14 protein-coding genes are annotated in these 15,365 nt (G+C 58.0%); 6 read left to right on the forward strand and 8 right to left on the reverse strand.

Features of this window, described 5'->3' with window-relative positions; genetic code table 11:
* The first annotated feature begins 34 nt into the window (after positions 1–34).
* Positions 35–1,696, forward strand: a complete 1,662-nt coding sequence (locus I6G83_RS06645; RefSeq protein ID WP_054306932.1) for an AsmA family protein — start codon at positions 35–37, stop codon at positions 1,694–1,696.
* 32 nt (positions 1,697–1,728) lie between these two features.
* On the opposite strand, the gene fabY is transcribed toward I6G83_RS06645, so the two are convergent.
* The 5 genes from fabY to typA all read right to left on the reverse strand — a co-directional run bounded on the left by fabY (position 1,729) and on the right by typA (position 6,642).
* Positions 1,729–2,676, reverse strand: a complete 948-nt coding sequence (gene fabY, locus I6G83_RS06650; protein WP_015962394.1) for a fatty acid biosynthesis protein FabY — start codon at positions 2,674–2,676, stop codon at positions 1,729–1,731.
* 21 nt (positions 2,677–2,697) lie between these two features.
* A complete protein-coding gene (gene dtd / locus I6G83_RS06655) occupies positions 2,698–3,135 on the reverse strand; it encodes a D-aminoacyl-tRNA deacylase (protein ID WP_015962395.1) in 438 nt (145 codons plus the stop codon).
* Positions 3,132–4,016 carry a virulence factor BrkB family protein gene (locus I6G83_RS06660; RefSeq protein ID WP_015962396.1) on the reverse strand — a complete coding sequence of 295 codons (885 nt, stop codon included), beginning with the start codon at positions 4,014–4,016 and terminating at the stop codon, positions 3,132–3,134. The genes dtd and I6G83_RS06660 overlap by 4 nt, the downstream gene beginning before the upstream one ends.
* A 46-nt stretch (positions 4,017–4,062) precedes the next feature.
* Complete coding sequence (yihX, locus tag I6G83_RS06665; RefSeq protein WP_015962397.1) at positions 4,063–4,653, reverse strand: glucose-1-phosphatase; 591 nt, start codon at positions 4,651–4,653, stop codon at positions 4,063–4,065.
* Positions 4,654–4,818: 165 nt separating this feature from the next.
* Positions 4,819–6,642, reverse strand: coding sequence for a ribosome-dependent GTPase TypA (gene typA / locus I6G83_RS06670; RefSeq protein WP_015962398.1), 1,824 nt, complete (start codon positions 6,640–6,642; stop codon positions 4,819–4,821).
* A gap of 371 nt (positions 6,643–7,013) precedes the next feature.
* Here typA and glnA point away from each other — a divergent pair, with 371 nt between their 5' ends.
* The 4 genes from glnA (at position 7,014) to I6G83_RS06690 (ending at position 11,388) form a co-directional block, all read left to right on the forward strand.
* Positions 7,014–8,423 carry a glutamate--ammonia ligase gene (glnA, locus tag I6G83_RS06675; RefSeq protein WP_015962399.1) on the forward strand — a complete coding sequence of 470 codons (1,410 nt, stop codon included), beginning with the start codon at positions 7,014–7,016 and terminating at the stop codon, positions 8,421–8,423.
* A 259-nt stretch (positions 8,424–8,682) separates the two neighbouring features.
* Positions 8,683–9,732, forward strand: coding sequence for a nitrogen regulation protein NR(II) (gene glnL, locus I6G83_RS06680; protein ID WP_015962400.1), 1,050 nt, complete (start codon positions 8,683–8,685; stop codon positions 9,730–9,732).
* Between the two features lie 8 nt (positions 9,733–9,740).
* Complete coding sequence (gene glnG, locus I6G83_RS06685) at positions 9,741–11,153, forward strand: nitrogen regulation protein NR(I) (RefSeq protein WP_015962401.1); 1,413 nt, start codon at positions 9,741–9,743, stop codon at positions 11,151–11,153.
* 112 nt (positions 11,154–11,265) lie between these two features.
* Entirely contained in the window at positions 11,266–11,388 is a 123-nt protein-coding gene (locus tag I6G83_RS06690) for a YshB family small membrane protein (protein ID WP_138112014.1), read from the forward strand.
* Between the two features lie 39 nt (positions 11,389–11,427).
* On the opposite strand, the gene hemN is transcribed toward I6G83_RS06690, so the two are convergent.
* Both hemN and yihI read right to left on the reverse strand, forming a co-directional pair.
* The gene (gene hemN / locus I6G83_RS06695) at positions 11,428–12,801 is read right to left on the reverse strand and encodes an oxygen-independent coproporphyrinogen III oxidase (RefSeq protein WP_054306933.1); all 1,374 of its coding nucleotides are present in this window, start codon (positions 12,799–12,801) and stop codon (positions 11,428–11,430) included.
* 235 nt (positions 12,802–13,036) lie between these two features.
* Positions 13,037–13,579 carry a Der GTPase-activating protein YihI gene (gene yihI, locus I6G83_RS06700; protein WP_054306934.1) on the reverse strand — a complete coding sequence of 181 codons (543 nt, stop codon included), beginning with the start codon at positions 13,577–13,579 and terminating at the stop codon, positions 13,037–13,039.
* Positions 13,580–14,316: 737 nt separating this feature from the next.
* Here yihI and yihA point away from each other — a divergent pair.
* Positions 14,317–14,967, forward strand: coding sequence for a ribosome biogenesis GTP-binding protein YihA/YsxC (gene yihA / locus I6G83_RS06705; protein ID WP_015962406.1), 651 nt, complete (start codon positions 14,317–14,319; stop codon positions 14,965–14,967).
* Between the two features lie 249 nt (positions 14,968–15,216).
* Here yihA and I6G83_RS23765 read toward each other — a convergent pair whose 3' ends face one another.
* Positions 15,217–15,264, reverse strand: coding sequence for a spot 42 RNA, inhibition of DNA synthesis (locus I6G83_RS23765; protein ID WP_071892919.1), 48 nt, complete (start codon positions 15,262–15,264; stop codon positions 15,217–15,219).
* Positions 15,265–15,365 lie beyond the last annotated feature (101 nt).

A 15,365-nucleotide genomic window follows, 5' to 3' on the forward strand; every position in this document is an offset into this window, starting at 1 on the left:
GGGTATCTTTTTTGAGCGCTGGGGTGGGCAGGCGATGAAATTTATCGGGAAACTGTTGCTATGGCTGCTGGTGGCGGCGGCAATCATCATCGTATTGCTGTATCTGGTCGGGCAGAGCCGCTGGGCCGCCGGCCAGATCGGCGACTGGGTGAGCGAGCGCGGCGACTACCGCCTCTCTCTTGGCAAAATCACCCACTCCTGGGATAACCCAACGCAGGTCAGCCTGGAAGAGGTCACGCTGGCGCGCGCCAACCAGCCGCAGGCATTGGCGGCCAAGCGCGTCGATCTCGGCCTCAGCCTGCGGCAGATCACTAACCCGCGCTACTTCCACAGCGTGACGCTGCGCGACGGCACGCTCAATGTGCAGCCTGACGCTGCGGCGCTGCCGCTCCAGGCAGACGTGCTGCAGCTGAGCAATATGGCCGTGCACGCCGGCGACGCCGACTGGCGGCTCAACGCGCAGCGCGTCAACGCCGGGATAACGCCATGGCGGCCTCAGCCCGGCGAACTGCTGGGCAATAACAACCGCTTCCAGTTCAGCGCCGGTTCGCTGACCCTGAACGACATTCCCGCCTCACAGGCGCTGATACAGGGGCAAATCAAAGACCATCAGTTGCTGCTGGAAGATTTCGGCGCCAACCTCGCCCAGGGCGATCTCACCGGCAAGGCGACGCGCGCCGCCGACGGCAGCTGGCTGGTAGAACGCCTGCGCCTGAACAAGGTGCGCCTGCAAACCCCGCTGTCGCTGGAGCAGTTCTGGCAGCGCGTAACCACCCTGCCGCCAATCACGCTGAAACGCTTTGATCTGATCGATGCGCGTCTGGAAGGTAAAGCGTGGGCGTTTAACGATCTCGACCTGTCCCTGCAGAACGTCACCCTGCAACAGGGGAACTGGCGCAGCGAGGACGGCGCGTTCAATGCCAACGCCAGCGATATCATCAACGGCCGCTTCCATCTGGTGGATCCGATTATCAGTACGCGGCTGTCGCCGGCCGGCGTTGCCATCGAGCAGTTTACTTCGCGCTGGGAAGGCGGTTTGCTGCGCGCCAGCGGCAGCTGGCTGCGCGCCACCAAACGCTTGCAGCTGGACGACGTCACCGTCGCGGCGCTGGAGTATACTCTGCCGCAGAACTGGCGCGAGCTGTGGCTCAGGCCGCTGCCGGCCTGGCTGTCGCAGGTATATGTCAACAAGCTGACCACCAACCGCAACCTGATTATCGATATCAATCCGGCGTTTCCGTTCCAGCTAACGGCGCTGAACGGCTACGGCAGCAGCCTGCTGCTGGCACGCGATGGTCAGTGGGGGATCTGGTCCGGCTCGCTGAACCTGAGCGCCAACGAAGCGACGTTCAATAAAATCGACGTCCGCAGGCCCTCGCTGGCGCTGACGGCGGACCCGCGGCAGATCGCCGTTACCGAACTCAGCGCCTTTATGCCGGATGGCCTGCTGGATGCCAAGGCCAGCGTGATGCAGCTGCCAGGCAAACCGTTTTCGCTGTCGCTGTCCGGTCGTTCGGTGCCGCTCAACACCCTGCAGCAGTGGGGCTGGCAGCCGGTGCCGCTGGAGGGCGACGGCAACCTGCAGTTGCAGTTGCAGGGGCTGTTAAACAGCGACGGGCCGTTCCGGGATTCCGTGCGGGGAACTTTGCAGGCCACGGCGAAAGACGGGCAAACGCTCAGTCAGCAGCAGCCATAAACTCGCGAGGGCGCGCACGGCGCCCTCGTTGCCTATTCGGGAATGGCTTCACAGCCGCCCTGATCCAATGGCACTTCCGGCTCGGCCGGCAGCACCATGTAGGTGCCCTCAAACACCGCCCCTTTATCATCATCGCCAAACAGCACCACTTCCGCCTGCACGCGGGCGCGGCGGCCGCGCGCCAGTCGGTCAAGATCGCCGCTCAGCGAGCTGAGATCGGCCACCGCCCGCGGACGGCCGGTGATTGGCTTGCTGTAGCGGATATGCGCATCCGCCAGAATGATGGTGCCGCCCAAATGGCGCTCGCGCAGCAGCAGCCAGATCAGTCCCCAGGCGGTCAGCGTCGCCAGCGAGAACAGGCTGCCGGCAAACAGCGTATGGTGCGGGTTCTGATTGCCGACCTCCGGCATGGTGGTGACAAAGCGCTGGCCGGTGTACTGGCTGATGCGCACCCCCATCTTTTCACTGAGCGGAATATGATCGTACCAGGCCTGCTGCAGCTGCCCGCACCAGTCCGGGCGGTGCAGGATATCGTCCAGCGTCGCCACCGGCTTAATCATCAGGAAGTGGCGGATCGGCGAGGTCTGCGGCGCGCTGATCTCCCCCTGGCTTTCAAACCCCAGCTTGGCGAAGAACGCCACCGCATCTTCACGCGCGCTGCATACCACGCGCTTCACGCCTTCCTGGCGCGCTACCGACTCCAGCGTCATCGCCACCAGCGTGCCCAGCCCTTTATCCTGTACGCCAGGGTCGACCGCTAAAAAACGAATCGCCGCTTCGTTATCCGCGTTGATGTACAGCCGGCCGACGGCGACGATTTTGCCATTCTCATCCACCACCATTTGGTGGTGCGCCATGGCGTCATAGGCATCCTTTTCCGAACCCACCGGCTGGTGTAATGGCTTGCGCAGCATTTCCCAGCGAAACTGGTAATAATCCTTCAGTTCTTGTTCTGTAACGGGTACTCGTAGGTGATACATAGACGCCTTCTCTCCAAATTTTTAAACCTGTAGCCAGAACGTCACCGGACCGTCGTTCACCAGTGCGACTTGCATATCCGCCGCGAACTCGCCGGTCTGTGTTTCCACGCCGCGTTCGCGGCATTGGCCAACAAAATACTGATATAGCCGATCGGCCTGCGCAGGCTCCGCGCCGCGCGAGAAGCCGGGCCGCATACCTTTTTGCGTGTCCGCGGCCAGCGTAAACTGTGAAACCACCAGCACGCTGCCGCCGGCCTGCTGAACGTTAAGGTTCATCTTGCCATTATCATCACCAAAAATGCGGTAGCCCAGCACGCGCTCGCACAAACGCTCGGCTTTCTGTTCGTTATCATCTTGCTCTACACCCAATAACACTAACAAACCTGGGCCAATTTTGCCTACCGTCTCGCCGTTTACCGTGACGCTGGCGTTTAATACTCGCTGAATCAATGCAATCATGACGGTTTATCCTGCTGTTGCTGCTCAATTTTTTGCTGTTTGTACGCGCGGTACTCCGCGAACGTGGCGGCGATCTCCGCGCCGAGCAATACGATACACCAGCTCCAGTAGACCCACAGAAATAAAATCGGGATCACCGCCAGCACGCCGTATATCAACTGATAAGACGGGAACATGGTGACGTACAGCGCAAAGCCCTTCTTGCCCAGTTCGAACAGCAGCCCGGCCACCAGCGCGCCGACCAGTGCGTCCTTCGGCGGCACCCGCACCGTCGGCACGATGCTGTACAGCAGCCAGAAAGAGACCCACGACAGCAGCAGCGGGAAAATACGCAACAGCCGATCCACCAGGCTGTTAACGCCGGTCTGCGCCAGCCAGTTCAGCGACAGCAGATAAGAGCTGATCGCCATGCTGGCACCCACCAGCAGCGGCCCCAGCGTCAGCACCATCCAGTACACCGCAAACGAATAGACGATCGGCCGCTTGTTTTTACTGCGCCAGATGGTGTTAAGCACGCTGTCTACGGAGGAGATCAGCAGCAGCGCGGTGACAATCAGGCCGCAGGTGCCGACGGCGGTCATTTTGTTGGAGTTGGCGACAAACTGCTCCAGATAACGTTGGATCACGTTGCCGGCCGCCGGCATAAAATTGGAAAAGATAAAGCTCTTCAGCTGTACGCTGATATCGGAAAACATCGGGAAGGCGGCAAACAGCGCAAACACCACGGTCACCAGCGGCACCAGCGACAACAGGGAGACATACGCCAGATGGCCCGCCAACATGGTCAGGCCGTCGCTGTCGATGCGCTTGAGCAGCAGCCGGCCGTAGGTGACGCCCGGCTTTACGGATGACGGCAGCTTCTTGCTACGGAAAAACGACATACTCACTCCTTGTCAGTTCGTATGTCTTAAGCTTAACCCGCCTGGCTCAAGCGGCAAAATAGGCCGGCACCGTATCGCGATCGGTCACCCATACCGCCGTCATGCCCAAAGCCCGTGCGGCCGCAATATTATCGGGATGATCGTCAAAGAATACCGCCTGTTCCGCCGGGGTGTTTTCCGCTTCCAGCACCCGCTGGTAAATGGCCGGCTCCGGTTTACGCAGGCCGAGATCCTGCGACAGGTAGAGATGGTCCGCCGCCGCCGCCACCTCCGGGTAGTGCTGCGGCCAGTAATTGCAGTGCAGCCGGTTGGTGTTCGACAGCACCACCACCCGGTGGCCCTCGTTGCGCAGGCGCTGCATGATGGCGATCACCTCCGGACGCAGCGCGACAAATACCGCCTGCCAGCCGGCGGCAAACTGCTCAAAGCTCAGCGCGATGCCCATTTCATCGCACAGACGGGCGGCGAACTCCTCGTCGCTCACTTCCCCCCGCTCATGGCGCTGAAATACCTCACCCATGCTAAAGCGTTCCGCCAGCACCGCCAGCGGCGTGCCGCTCAGATTGCTCCATACGCCCAGCACACGTTTGAAATCGATATCGACGATCACGTTACCTAAATCAAAGATATACAGCATAGCCCTCTCCTGACGACCGGTGAGGTTTCACTGTAGCGGGAAAAGCAGAAGCTGAACAGATAAGGCGGAGAAAAGCGCATAGCGCGCCGCAGAAAAGGGAGAAAGCAGAAGAAAAAACTCAGGGCGCCCGACAGGCGCCCCAAGCAGTGCGTTCTAAATCAGCAGTTATGCTTCTTTAGAACCGCGGCTTGCACGTTTGCGATCGTTTTCCGTCAGGTGACGTTTACGAATACGCACGGACGTTGGCGTCACTTCAACCAGTTCGTCATCATCGATAAATTCCAGAGCCTGCTCCAGAGTCATCTTGATAGGCGGAACCAGCGTCGTCGCTTCGTCAGTACCGGAAGCACGCATGTTGGTCAGTTTCTTACCGGTCAGGCAGTTCACGGTCAGGTCGTTGGAGCGTGAGTGAATACCGATGATCTGGCCTTCATACACTTCCGCACCGTGGCCCAGGAACAGCTTGCCGCGATCTTGCAGACCATACAGGGCGAACGCTACCGCTTTACCCTGGCCGTTGGAGATCAGCACGCCGTTCTGACGCTGGCCGACTTCGCCCGGACGCAGATCGTCGTAGTGGCTGAAGGTGGAGTACAGCAGGCCGGTACCGGAGGTCATGGTCATGAACTCGTTACGGAAACCGATCAGGCCGCGGCTTGGGATCACGTAGTCAAGGCGCACGCGGCCTTTACCGTCCGGATCCATGTTTTTCATATCGCCCTTACGCTCACCCATCGCCTGCATCACAGAACCCTGATGCTGCTCTTCGATATCCAGCGTAACGTTCTCGAACGGCTCTTGTTTACGGCCATCGATTTCACGGAAGATAACTTTCGGACGGGAAACCGCCAGCTCGAAGCCTTCACGACGCATGTTTTCGATCAGCACCGACAGGTGCAGTTCACCACGGCCGGACACGCGGAACGCGTCGGCATCGTCGGTTTCTTCTACGCGCAGCGCCACGTTGTGCACCAGTTCCTTGTTCAGACGCTCAAGGATCTGACGAGAAGTCACGAACTTGCCTTCTTTACCGCAGAATGGCGAGGTGTTGACGTTGAAGAACATGCTGACGGTCGGCTCATCGACGGACAGCGCAGGCAGCGCTTCCACGTTAGCCGGATCGCAGATGGTGTCGGAGATGTTCAGCTCGCCCAGGCCGGTGATGGCGATGATGTCGCCCGCTTCCGCCAGGTCGCTGTCGATACGCTCCAGACCCAGGTGACCCAGCACTTTGCCCACTTTACCGTTGCGCGTCTTGCCTTCGCTGTCGATAACGGTGACCTGCTGGTTCGGCTTCACTTTACCGCGCTTGATACGGCCGATGCCGATCACGCCCAGGTAGTTGTTGTAGTCCAGCTGGGAGATCTGCATCTGCAGAGGGCCATCCAGATCCACTTCCGGCGCGGACACGTGGTCAACGATCGCCTGATACAGCGGCGTCATATCGTCGGCCATATCGGTATGATCGGTGCCGGCGATGCCGTTCAGCGCGGATGCATAGATGATAGGGAAATCCAGCTGCTCGTCGGTAGCGTCCAGGTTAACGAACAGGTCGAATACCTGATCGACAACCCAGTCAGGACGTGCGCCCGGACGGTCAACCTTGTTAATGACCACGATCGGCTTCAGACCATTTGCAAACGCTTTCTTGGTCACGAAACGGGTTTGCGGCATTGGGCCATCCATTGCATCCACAACCAGCAGCACCGAGTCGACCATTGACATCACACGCTCTACCTCGCCGCCGAAGTCGGCGTGTCCCGGGGTATCCACGATGTTGATGCGGTAGTCATTCCAATTAATGGCGGTGTTTTTTGCGAGGATGGTAATCCCACGCTCTTTCTCCAAATCGTTGGAGTCCATTACGCGCTCGGCGGCTTCCGCACGCTCTCCGAAGGTACCGGATTGTTGCAGCAGCTTGTCGACCAGAGTGGTTTTACCATGGTCAACGTGGGCAATAATGGCGATGTTACGCAAATTTTCGATCACAGCTTTGCCTCAGGCATTAGAAATAGCGCGCTATTGTACACGTATTAAGCGAGGGACTAAACAAGATCACAGCCATCTCTGATAAACAATGCTAATCAGGTTAGTTTGTGATCCCTTTCACGGTGCAAAACGTCACCTTTAGACGCACTTTGCACCACCATGGTGCCCTTCGCGGGGTTATTTGCACGATTATAGTGCAATGCATTCCTGTTGGTGCATACTCGGAATGGGGAAAAGCCGCCCAGAATGGCATAAGGCCGCCATTTTGAAACTTGGCACGCTTTTCGCTTTAGTCTACACAAGGTGAAAAAAAGCCAGTAGTAAAGATTCGTTCCACGACGACGACAATGATAAATCCGGGAGAGTTAAGTATGTCCGCTGAACACGTTTTGACGATGCTGAATGAGCATGAAGTGAAATTCGTAGACCTGCGTTTCACTGACACCAAGGGTAAAGAACAACACGTCACCATTCCTGCCCACCAGGTAAATGCCGACTTCTTCGAAGAAGGCAAAATGTTTGACGGTTCGTCGATCGGCGGTTGGAAAGGCATTAACGAATCTGACATGGTGCTGATGCCGGACGCCAGCAGCGCGGTATTGGATCCTTTCTACGAAGAGCCTACGCTGATTATTCGCTGCGACATTCTTGAGCCGGGCACCATGCAAGGCTATGACCGCGACCCGCGCTCTATCTCCAAACGTGCGGAAGACTTCCTGCGCTCTTCCGGCATTGCCGACACCGTGCTGTTCGGGCCGGAGCCTGAGTTCTTCCTGTTCGACGACATCCGCTTCGGCAGCAGCATCAGCGGTTCCCACGTGGCGATCGACGATATCGAAGCCGCCTGGAACTCCGGCACCAAATACGAAGGCGGCAACAAAGGCCACCGCCCGGGCGTCAAAGGGGGTTACTTCCCGGTGCCGCCGGTCGATTCTTCGCAGGACCTGCGTTCAACCATGTGTCTGACCATGGAAGAAATGGGTCTGGTGGTTGAAGCTCACCACCACGAAGTGGCAACCGCAGGTCAGAACGAAGTGGCGACCCGCTTCAACACCATGACCAAGAAGGCCGATGAAATCCAGATCTACAAATACGTGGTCCACAACGTGGCGCACGCATTCGGCAAAACCGCGACCTTTATGCCAAAACCGATGTTCGGCGATAACGGTTCCGGCATGCACTGCCACATGTCGCTGTCCAAGAACGGCACCAACCTGTTCGCCGGCGACAAATACGGCGGCCTGTCTGAAACCGCGCTGTTCTACATCGGCGGCGTAATCAAACACGCGAAAGCCATCAACGCCCTGGCCAACCCGACCACCAACTCTTACAAGCGTCTGGTTCCGGGTTATGAAGCGCCGGTTATGCTGGCCTACTCAGCGCGTAACCGCTCCGCATCCATCCGTATTCCGGTGGTTGCCAGCCCGAAAGCGCGCCGTATCGAAGCCCGCTTCCCGGATCCGGCGGCCAACCCATACCTGTGCTTCGCCGCACTGCTGATGGCCGGCCTGGACGGCATCATCAACAAGATCCACCCGGGCGACGCCATGGATAAAAACCTGTACGACCTGCCGCCGGAAGAAGAGGCTGAGATTCCAAAAGTGGCCGGTTCTCTGGACGAAGCGCTGGCGGCGCTGGACGAAGACCGCGAGTTCCTGACCCGCGGCGGCGTCTTCACCGACGACGCGATCGACGCCTACATCGCTCTGCGTAAAGAAGAGCTGGACCGCGTGCGCATGACGCCGCACCCGGTTGAATTCGAACTGTACTACAGCGTTTAAGCTTGACCAGCGCCGCCCCGCGCGGCGCCACCTAATTTTAGTTGTCGTTTTTTTGTTGCCGTGGAAACTTTTCAGCCCATCTTCGGATGGGTTTTTTTCTCCACACTCTTTTTCTGCAAATCCGCGCCATTCCGCAATTATCACGGATGGAGTAGGATGGATGCACCAAAACAGTGCAAAGCGTTCGCGCTTAGTCTGCCGGCTGACCGGGTTAGCAAATTCAACCCATGCGCCGCACCCTGGAAGATGAAGGGCATATATGACAACTGAACCACTGCCCGATGCGGGGCAGATCCTCAATTCCCTGATCAACAGCGTACTGCTGCTGGACGATCGGCTGGCGGTACATTACGCCAACCCCGCTGCGCAACAGCTGTTGGCGCAAAGCTCCCGTAAACTGTTTGGCACGCCGCTGCCCGACCTGCTCGGCTATTTTTCGCTGAACGTCGATCTGATGCGCGAAAGCCTGAATACCGGCCAGGGGTTTACCGATAACGAAGTCACGCTGGTGGTTGATGGCCGCGCGCATATTCTGTCGCTGACCGCACAGGCGCTGCCGGAAGGCTATATCCTGCTGGAGCTGGCGCCGATGGATAATCAGCGTCGCCTGAGTCAGGAACAGCTGCAGCATGCCCAGCAGGTCGCCGCGCGCGATCTGGTGCGCGGACTGGCGCACGAAATCAAAAATCCGCTCGGCGGGCTGCGCGGCGCAGCACAGCTGCTGGCCAAAGCCCTGCCCGACCCGGCCCTGACCGAATACACCAAGGTGATCATTGAGCAGGCCGACCGCCTGCGCAACCTGGTCGATCGCCTGCTGGGGCCGCAGCGGCCCGGTCAGCACATTACGCAAAGCATCCACCAGGTGGCGGAGCGGGTATGCCAGCTGGTGTCGCTGGAAAAACCGGAAAACGTCACGCTGGTGCGCGATTACGACCCCAGCCTGCCGGAGCTGGCGCACGATCCGGAACAAATTGAACAGGTGCTGTTGAATATTACCCGCAACGCGCTGCAGGCGCTGGGCGATACCGGCGGCACTATCCGGCTGCGCACCCGCACCGCGTTTCAAATCACTCTGCACGGCACGCGTTACCGCCTGGCGGCGCGCATTGATATTGAAGACGACGGCCCCGGCGTGCCGGCGCAGCTGCAGGATACGCTGTTCTACCCGATGGTTAGCGGCCGCGAAGGCGGCACCGGCCTGGGATTATCCATTGCCCGCAGTCTGATCGATCAGCACTGCGGCAAAATTGAATTTAACAGTTGGCCGGGACATACCGAATTTTCGGTTTACCTGCCTATTCGTCAGTGAGGTTTGCTATGCAACGAGGGATTGTCTGGATCGTCGATGATGACAGCTCCATCCGCTGGGTGCTTGAGCGCGCGCTGACCGGCGTCGGCATGCGTTGCGCAACGTTTGACAGCGGCAACGCCGTCCTGGAGGCGCTGTCTACGCAAACTCCCGACGTTTTACTGTCCGATATCCGCATGCCGGGCATGGACGGTCTGGCGCTGCTCAAACAGATTAAGCAGCGTCACCCGATGCTGCCGGTGATCATTATGACCGCCCACTCGGATCTGGACGCTGCGGTCAGCGCCTATCAGCAAGGGGCGTTCGACTACCTGCCGAAGCCGTTCGACATTGATGAGGCCGTCGCGCTGGTCGAACGCGCCATCAGCCACTATCAGGAGCAGCAACAGCCGGCGCGCAGCCAGCCCGCCAGCAGCCCGACCGCCGACATTATCGGCGAAGCGCCGGCGATGCAGGACGTCTTTCGCATCATCGGCCGCCTGTCGCGCTCATCCATCAGCGTGTTGATCAACGGTGAGTCCGGCACCGGTAAAGAGCTGGTGGCGCATGCGCTGCATCGCCACAGCCCGCGCGCCAAATCGCCGTTTATCGCCCTGAATATGGCGGCTATCCCCAAGGATCTGATCGAATCCGAGCTGTTCGGCCATGAAAAAGGCGCGTTTACCGGCGCCAACCAAATCCGTCAGGGCCGTTTTGAACAGGCCGACGGCGGCACGCTGTTCCTGGATGAAATTGGCGATATGCCTCTGGACGTGCAGACCCGTTTACTGCGCGTGTTGGCGGATGGCCAATTCTATCGGGTCGGCGGCTACGCGCCGGTGAAAGTGGACGTGCGCATTATCGCCGCCACCCACCAGAACCTGGAGCAGCGGGTGCAGGAAGGCAAATTCCGCGAGGATCTGTTCCACCGTCTGAACGTGATTCGCGTTCACCTGCCGCCGCTGCGCGAGCGTCGGGAAGACATCCCGCGGCTGGCGCGCTACTTCCTGCAGGTGGCCGCCAAGGAACTGGGGGTCGAAGCCAAAAACCTGCACCCGGAAACCGAAACCGCGCTGACGCGCCTGCCGTGGCCCGGCAACGTGCGCCAGTTGGAAAATACCTGCCGCTGGCTGACGGTGATGGCCGCCGGTCAGGAAGTGTTGATTCAGGATCTGCCCACCGAATTGTTTGAAGCCTCGCCGCCGGAGAGCGGCGCGCCGGCCGGCGCCGGCAACTGGGCGACGCTGCTGGCGCAGTGGGCCGAAAGCGCGCTGCGTTCCGGTCATCAAAACCTGCTCTCGGAGGCGCAGCCGGAAATGGAACGCACCCTGCTGACCACGGCGCTGCGCCATACGCAAGGGCATAAACAGGAGGCCGCGCGCCTGCTGGGCTGGGGCAGAAATACCCTGACGCGCAAGCTGAAAGAGCTGGGCATGGAGTAAACGGCGCGCCCAATGCTGAAAACCTCGTTGGGCGCACAAAAAAACAGCAACTTCAGACTTTACAGTAAACTAACTCGCAGTATGATCGGGTCGAAAAAACCCGGAGGTCGCCATGCTGGATTCTCTTATCGCGTTTATTGCGCAAGGTGCGGACGTCAGCGCTGCTGCCGGCCATACGCCGCAGGCCGCCGTTGCCGCCGTGCTGTGCGCCGCCCTGATTAACTTCTTCAGTTAAGGCCACGGCCGCCGGCAGTGCGGCCGTGGCGGGACACCGTCAGATCACGCGGGAAAACTGCTGCGCACGCGCCTGTTTGCGCAAATAGATATCAAAACACATACAGATATTGCGTATCAGCAGGCGTCCCTGCGGCGTAACGCGTATGCCCTGCTCATCACGCACCACCAGCCCGTCGCGCTCAAACGGCGCCAGCAGCTGCAGATCCTCAGCGAAATATTCCGCAAAGCTAATACCGTACTGCTGCTCTATCGGGCGGAAATTCAGCTGGAAGTTGCAGATCAGGGTTTTGATCGCGTCGCGACGCAGGCAGTCATCTTCGCTCATCGTCAGCCCGCGCCACAGCGCATTGCCCTGCTGCTCAACGCTGTGATAGTACGCCTTCAGCTCCTTCTGGTTTTGCGCGTAGCTGTCCCCCAGCATGCTGATGGCCGACACGCCCAGCCCCAGCAGGTCGCTGTCGCCCTGGGTGGTGTAGCCCTGAAAATTACGGTGCAGATTTCCTTCGCGCTGCGCCACCGCCAGTTCATCATCCGGGCGAGCGAAATGGTCCATGCCGATAAACTGGTAACCGGAGTCGGTCAGCGAGGCGATGGTCTGCTGCAAAATATCCAGCTTTTGCCGCGCGTCAGGCAGATCGGCGTCCTTGATTTTACGCTGGGCGGCGAACAGGCTCGGCAGATGGGCATAGTTGAACACGCTGAGCCGATCGGGGTTCAGTTCGACAACCCGCTCAAGGGTGAAGGCAAAGCTCTCCGGCGTCTGCTTCGGCAGGCCGTAAATCAGATCGATATTGGTGGAGTTAAAGCCCAGCGCTTTGGCGCGCTCAATCAAGGCAAAGATGAACGCCTCATCCTGTTCACGATTGACCAGCCGCTGCACCTCCTTGTTGAAGTCCTGCACCCCCATGCTCAGGCGGTTAAAGCCTTCGGCGCGCAGATGATCGAGCACATCCAGCTCAATCTCACGCGGATCCACTTCGATCGACATTTCAGCCTGCGGCAGGAAATCAAAATGCTGGCGCAGCATGGCCACCAGCCGGCTGATTTGCGTTTTGCTCAGGTAGGTCGGCGTACCGCCGCCCCAGTGCATCTGGCTGACCTGACGCCCGGCAAACAGCGGCGCCCGGGCGGCAATTTCCTGCGCCAATACCGCCAGATACTCATCCGCTTTGTGCGTCTGACGCGTCACCAGCTTGTTACAGCCGCAGAAATAGCACAGTTTGTGGCAAAACGGGATATGGACATACAACGACAGCGGCCGCTCAGGGTAGCGCCGGGCGGCACGTTGGAATGCCGCCTCGTCGTAGCTTTGGCTGAACTCCAAAGCGGTTGGGTACGAGGTATAACGCGGGCCTGAATAGTTATATTTTTGGATCAGGGCCAAATCCCAGACGATAGCCTGTTCTGACATTGCTCACTCCTTCCGATCGCCCCAAAGAGTCGCGAACGGCGGACGCCATGACTCAGAACCCCCTGGGTTTACGTTTGCTGCCGGGCCGGGAAATGGGCAATTGTCGTTGCTGTCTGGCCACGGAAGCGCTGCGGAGGCGCGCTTTGCGCCTCGACAGCCGCCATAGTTTACCGAATAACCACAGCAGATAACATGTTAACAGTAGGGCTATTAGCAGAATTGGCCACATAACCGGTTAAAGCGCGTTTTTCGGACCGCCGCTTTTCAGCAGTTTCAGGATATCTTCCGGTTTTTCTTCTTCGTCGATGTCGTCATCGTCGTCGCCCAACTCGATGCCCAGCTGCGCCATCAGCGCATCAATGCGGTCCAGCGTCTGATCGACGTAGGCCTGCTCTTCACCCGTCAGTTTGTCGCCGTCGTCAATGCGGTCCAACAGGGCGTCCAGACGCTCATCATTTTCCAGCTTCGCCAGCTCTTCTTCCGGCGACAGGCGCGGTTTGGCTTCAACCTTGGTTTTGTTCTGCGGTTTCACCTTAGCCTGCGCTTCCACCAGCAATGGCACCGGCGTTTTGCTGCCGATACGCGGATCTTTCGCATCCCCGGTTGCGGATTTCTTTTGCTTGGCGTTTTCAACCTGGGTGCGCGAACCGGAAGCATGGCCACGGCGCTTTTTCTGGCGCTTACGCTCGCGAGCTTCCATATCAAGCTCAACACGACTTTTCTTTTTTGCTTTTGACGTCGCCGCTTTGCCGCGGGGCGCTTTTGATGACTGGTTCATGGCATATGCTCTTCGGTGTATGTAGATTCAGTATAGAATTGCGGCGGAATCTAGCAGAAAGCAGACAAATAAAAAAGGCGACAGGTTAAACCTGTCGCCTATTTCATACCTTCATACGAAGGATATTCCTGCTACGCACTCCATGCGCACACTCAACATCCCGGTTTTTCCTTCTGCTATCAGCGCATTCCCTGCTATTTAGCCTTTCATCCTGGAAAGAAAAATCATCCCTGTACGCAATCCTTTCGTATCCGCTCATCCTGAGCGCGCATCCCGCGAGCATCCGACTGCCAATACTCCACCATCCTTGTGGCGTTCGCTAATCCTAAGCGAACAAATCAACGCCGTTTGAAGTCATCCTGTCACTCATCGCACTTCCTGTGCGCTCCCTGAGGTTTTTCGTTCATCCTGAACGTTCCTGATTCCTTCACATCCTGCGTTGGTCGCTACTTTACGCGGATTACGCCTGCGCTCAAGGTACTCACAACGGCTTACACGGATTATTTGCACCAAACACAAAACAACTAATTGTTTTTAAAATAAATATTAATTTACGGCCGGAAAATAAAGCGACATATCCCCCTGTTGGAATGGCAAATGTCTTACACGCCAATGCCGCTTTGTCGGTGGATAATCGCCGCTCTGAGGGGGAAAATCGGAGAAAGCGCCCCTTTTTCACGCTGATGCAGTTATAATCGCCCACCAGAAAGCCCTTCTTCACTCGGAGACGAAAAATTTTGACCAGCAAAAATTACAACTACCACATGACCCATTTCGTCACCAGTGCGCCCGACATCCGCCATCTGCCGCCGGATGCCGGAATTGAAGTGGCATTCGCCGGCCGCTCTAACGCCGGCAAGTCCAGCGCACTGAATACGCTGACGAACCAGAAAAGCCTGGCGCGCACCAGTAAAACCCCGGGACGCACCCAGCTTATCAACCTGTTTGAAGTGGAAGACGGCATCCGCCTGGTCGACCTGCCGGGTTACGGCTATGCTGAAGTACCGGAAGAGATGAAGCGCAAATGGCAGCGCGCGCTGGGTGAATACCTGCAGATGCGCAACAGCCTGAAAGGGCTGGTTGTGCTGATGGATATCCGTCATCCGCTCAAAGATCTCGATCAGCAAATGATTCAGTGGGCGGTGGATGTCGGCACTCCGGTTCTGGTGCTGCTGACCAAGGCCGACAAGTTGGCTTCTGGCGCGCGCAAGGCGCAGGTCAATATGGTGCGTGAAGCGGTGCTGGCGTTTATGGGCGATATCCAGGTCGAGCCATTCTCTTCGCTGAAAAAATTTGGCGTTGATAAACTGAGCCAGAAGCTGAACACCTGGTTTAACGAGATCCCACCGGAAGTACTGCCGGAAGAGGATGACATCGGCGGCGAGTAACGCCCAGAGCAGATGATAATCAGGGTCCGCCAGCGGGCCCTTTTTTGATCGCGCCAGAAGATTTTGTTATCTAATTACAGATCTGAACGAAAGATATCAGAAAAAGTTATGACAAGATGACGGGAAAATGACGATTGGCGGCGAGTAAGGGTTGCAAAACGCCGGGAAAGGTCGTGATAGAGAACGGGTAATCTTATTGTTTTTACAATAAAAAACGCCCCAGTCACTGCTGACTGGGGCGGCTAATATTCAGCCAAATCCGATTACGTGAAGTAAAAGGTCTGAAAGATAGAACATCTTACCTCTGTACCCTACGCCTGTAACTTTACATCATTTTTTCACCAGGAAAAAGAATTTTCTGTAGTTTAGTTACAGCCTGAAAGGGGGAATAACGGCGA

It is taken from the genome of Serratia rubidaea (genome assembly GCF_016026735.1).
Classification (GTDB): Bacteria; Pseudomonadota; Gammaproteobacteria; order Enterobacterales; family Enterobacteriaceae; genus Serratia_B; species Serratia_B rubidaea.

Coding starts and splice junctions, on each gene's coding strand:
- I6G83_RS06645 (WP_054306932.1), top strand. CDS start 35: ATGAAATTTATCGGGAAACTGTTGCTATGGCTGCTGGTGGCGGCGGCA.
- fabY (WP_015962394.1), bottom strand. CDS start 2,676: ATGTATCACCTACGAGTACCCGTTACAGAACAAGAACTGAAGGATTAT.
- dtd (WP_015962395.1), bottom strand. CDS start 3,135: ATGATTGCATTGATTCAGCGAGTATTAAACGCCAGCGTCACGGTAAAC.
- I6G83_RS06660 (WP_015962396.1), bottom strand. CDS start 4,016: ATGTCGTTTTTCCGTAGCAAGAAGCTGCCGTCATCCGTAAAGCCGGGC.
- yihX (WP_015962397.1), bottom strand. CDS start 4,653: ATGCTGTATATCTTTGATTTAGGTAACGTGATCGTCGATATCGATTTC.
- glnA (WP_015962399.1), top strand. CDS start 7,014: ATGTCCGCTGAACACGTTTTGACGATGCTGAATGAGCATGAAGTGAAA.
- glnL (WP_015962400.1), top strand. CDS start 8,683: ATGACAACTGAACCACTGCCCGATGCGGGGCAGATCCTCAATTCCCTG.
- glnG (WP_015962401.1), top strand. CDS start 9,741: ATGCAACGAGGGATTGTCTGGATCGTCGATGATGACAGCTCCATCCGC.
- I6G83_RS06690 (WP_138112014.1), top strand. CDS start 11,266: ATGCTGGATTCTCTTATCGCGTTTATTGCGCAAGGTGCGGACGTCAGC.
- hemN (WP_054306933.1), bottom strand. CDS start 12,801: ATGTCAGAACAGGCTATCGTCTGGGATTTGGCCCTGATCCAAAAATAT.
- yihI (WP_054306934.1), bottom strand. CDS start 13,579: ATGAACCAGTCATCAAAAGCGCCCCGCGGCAAAGCGGCGACGTCAAAA.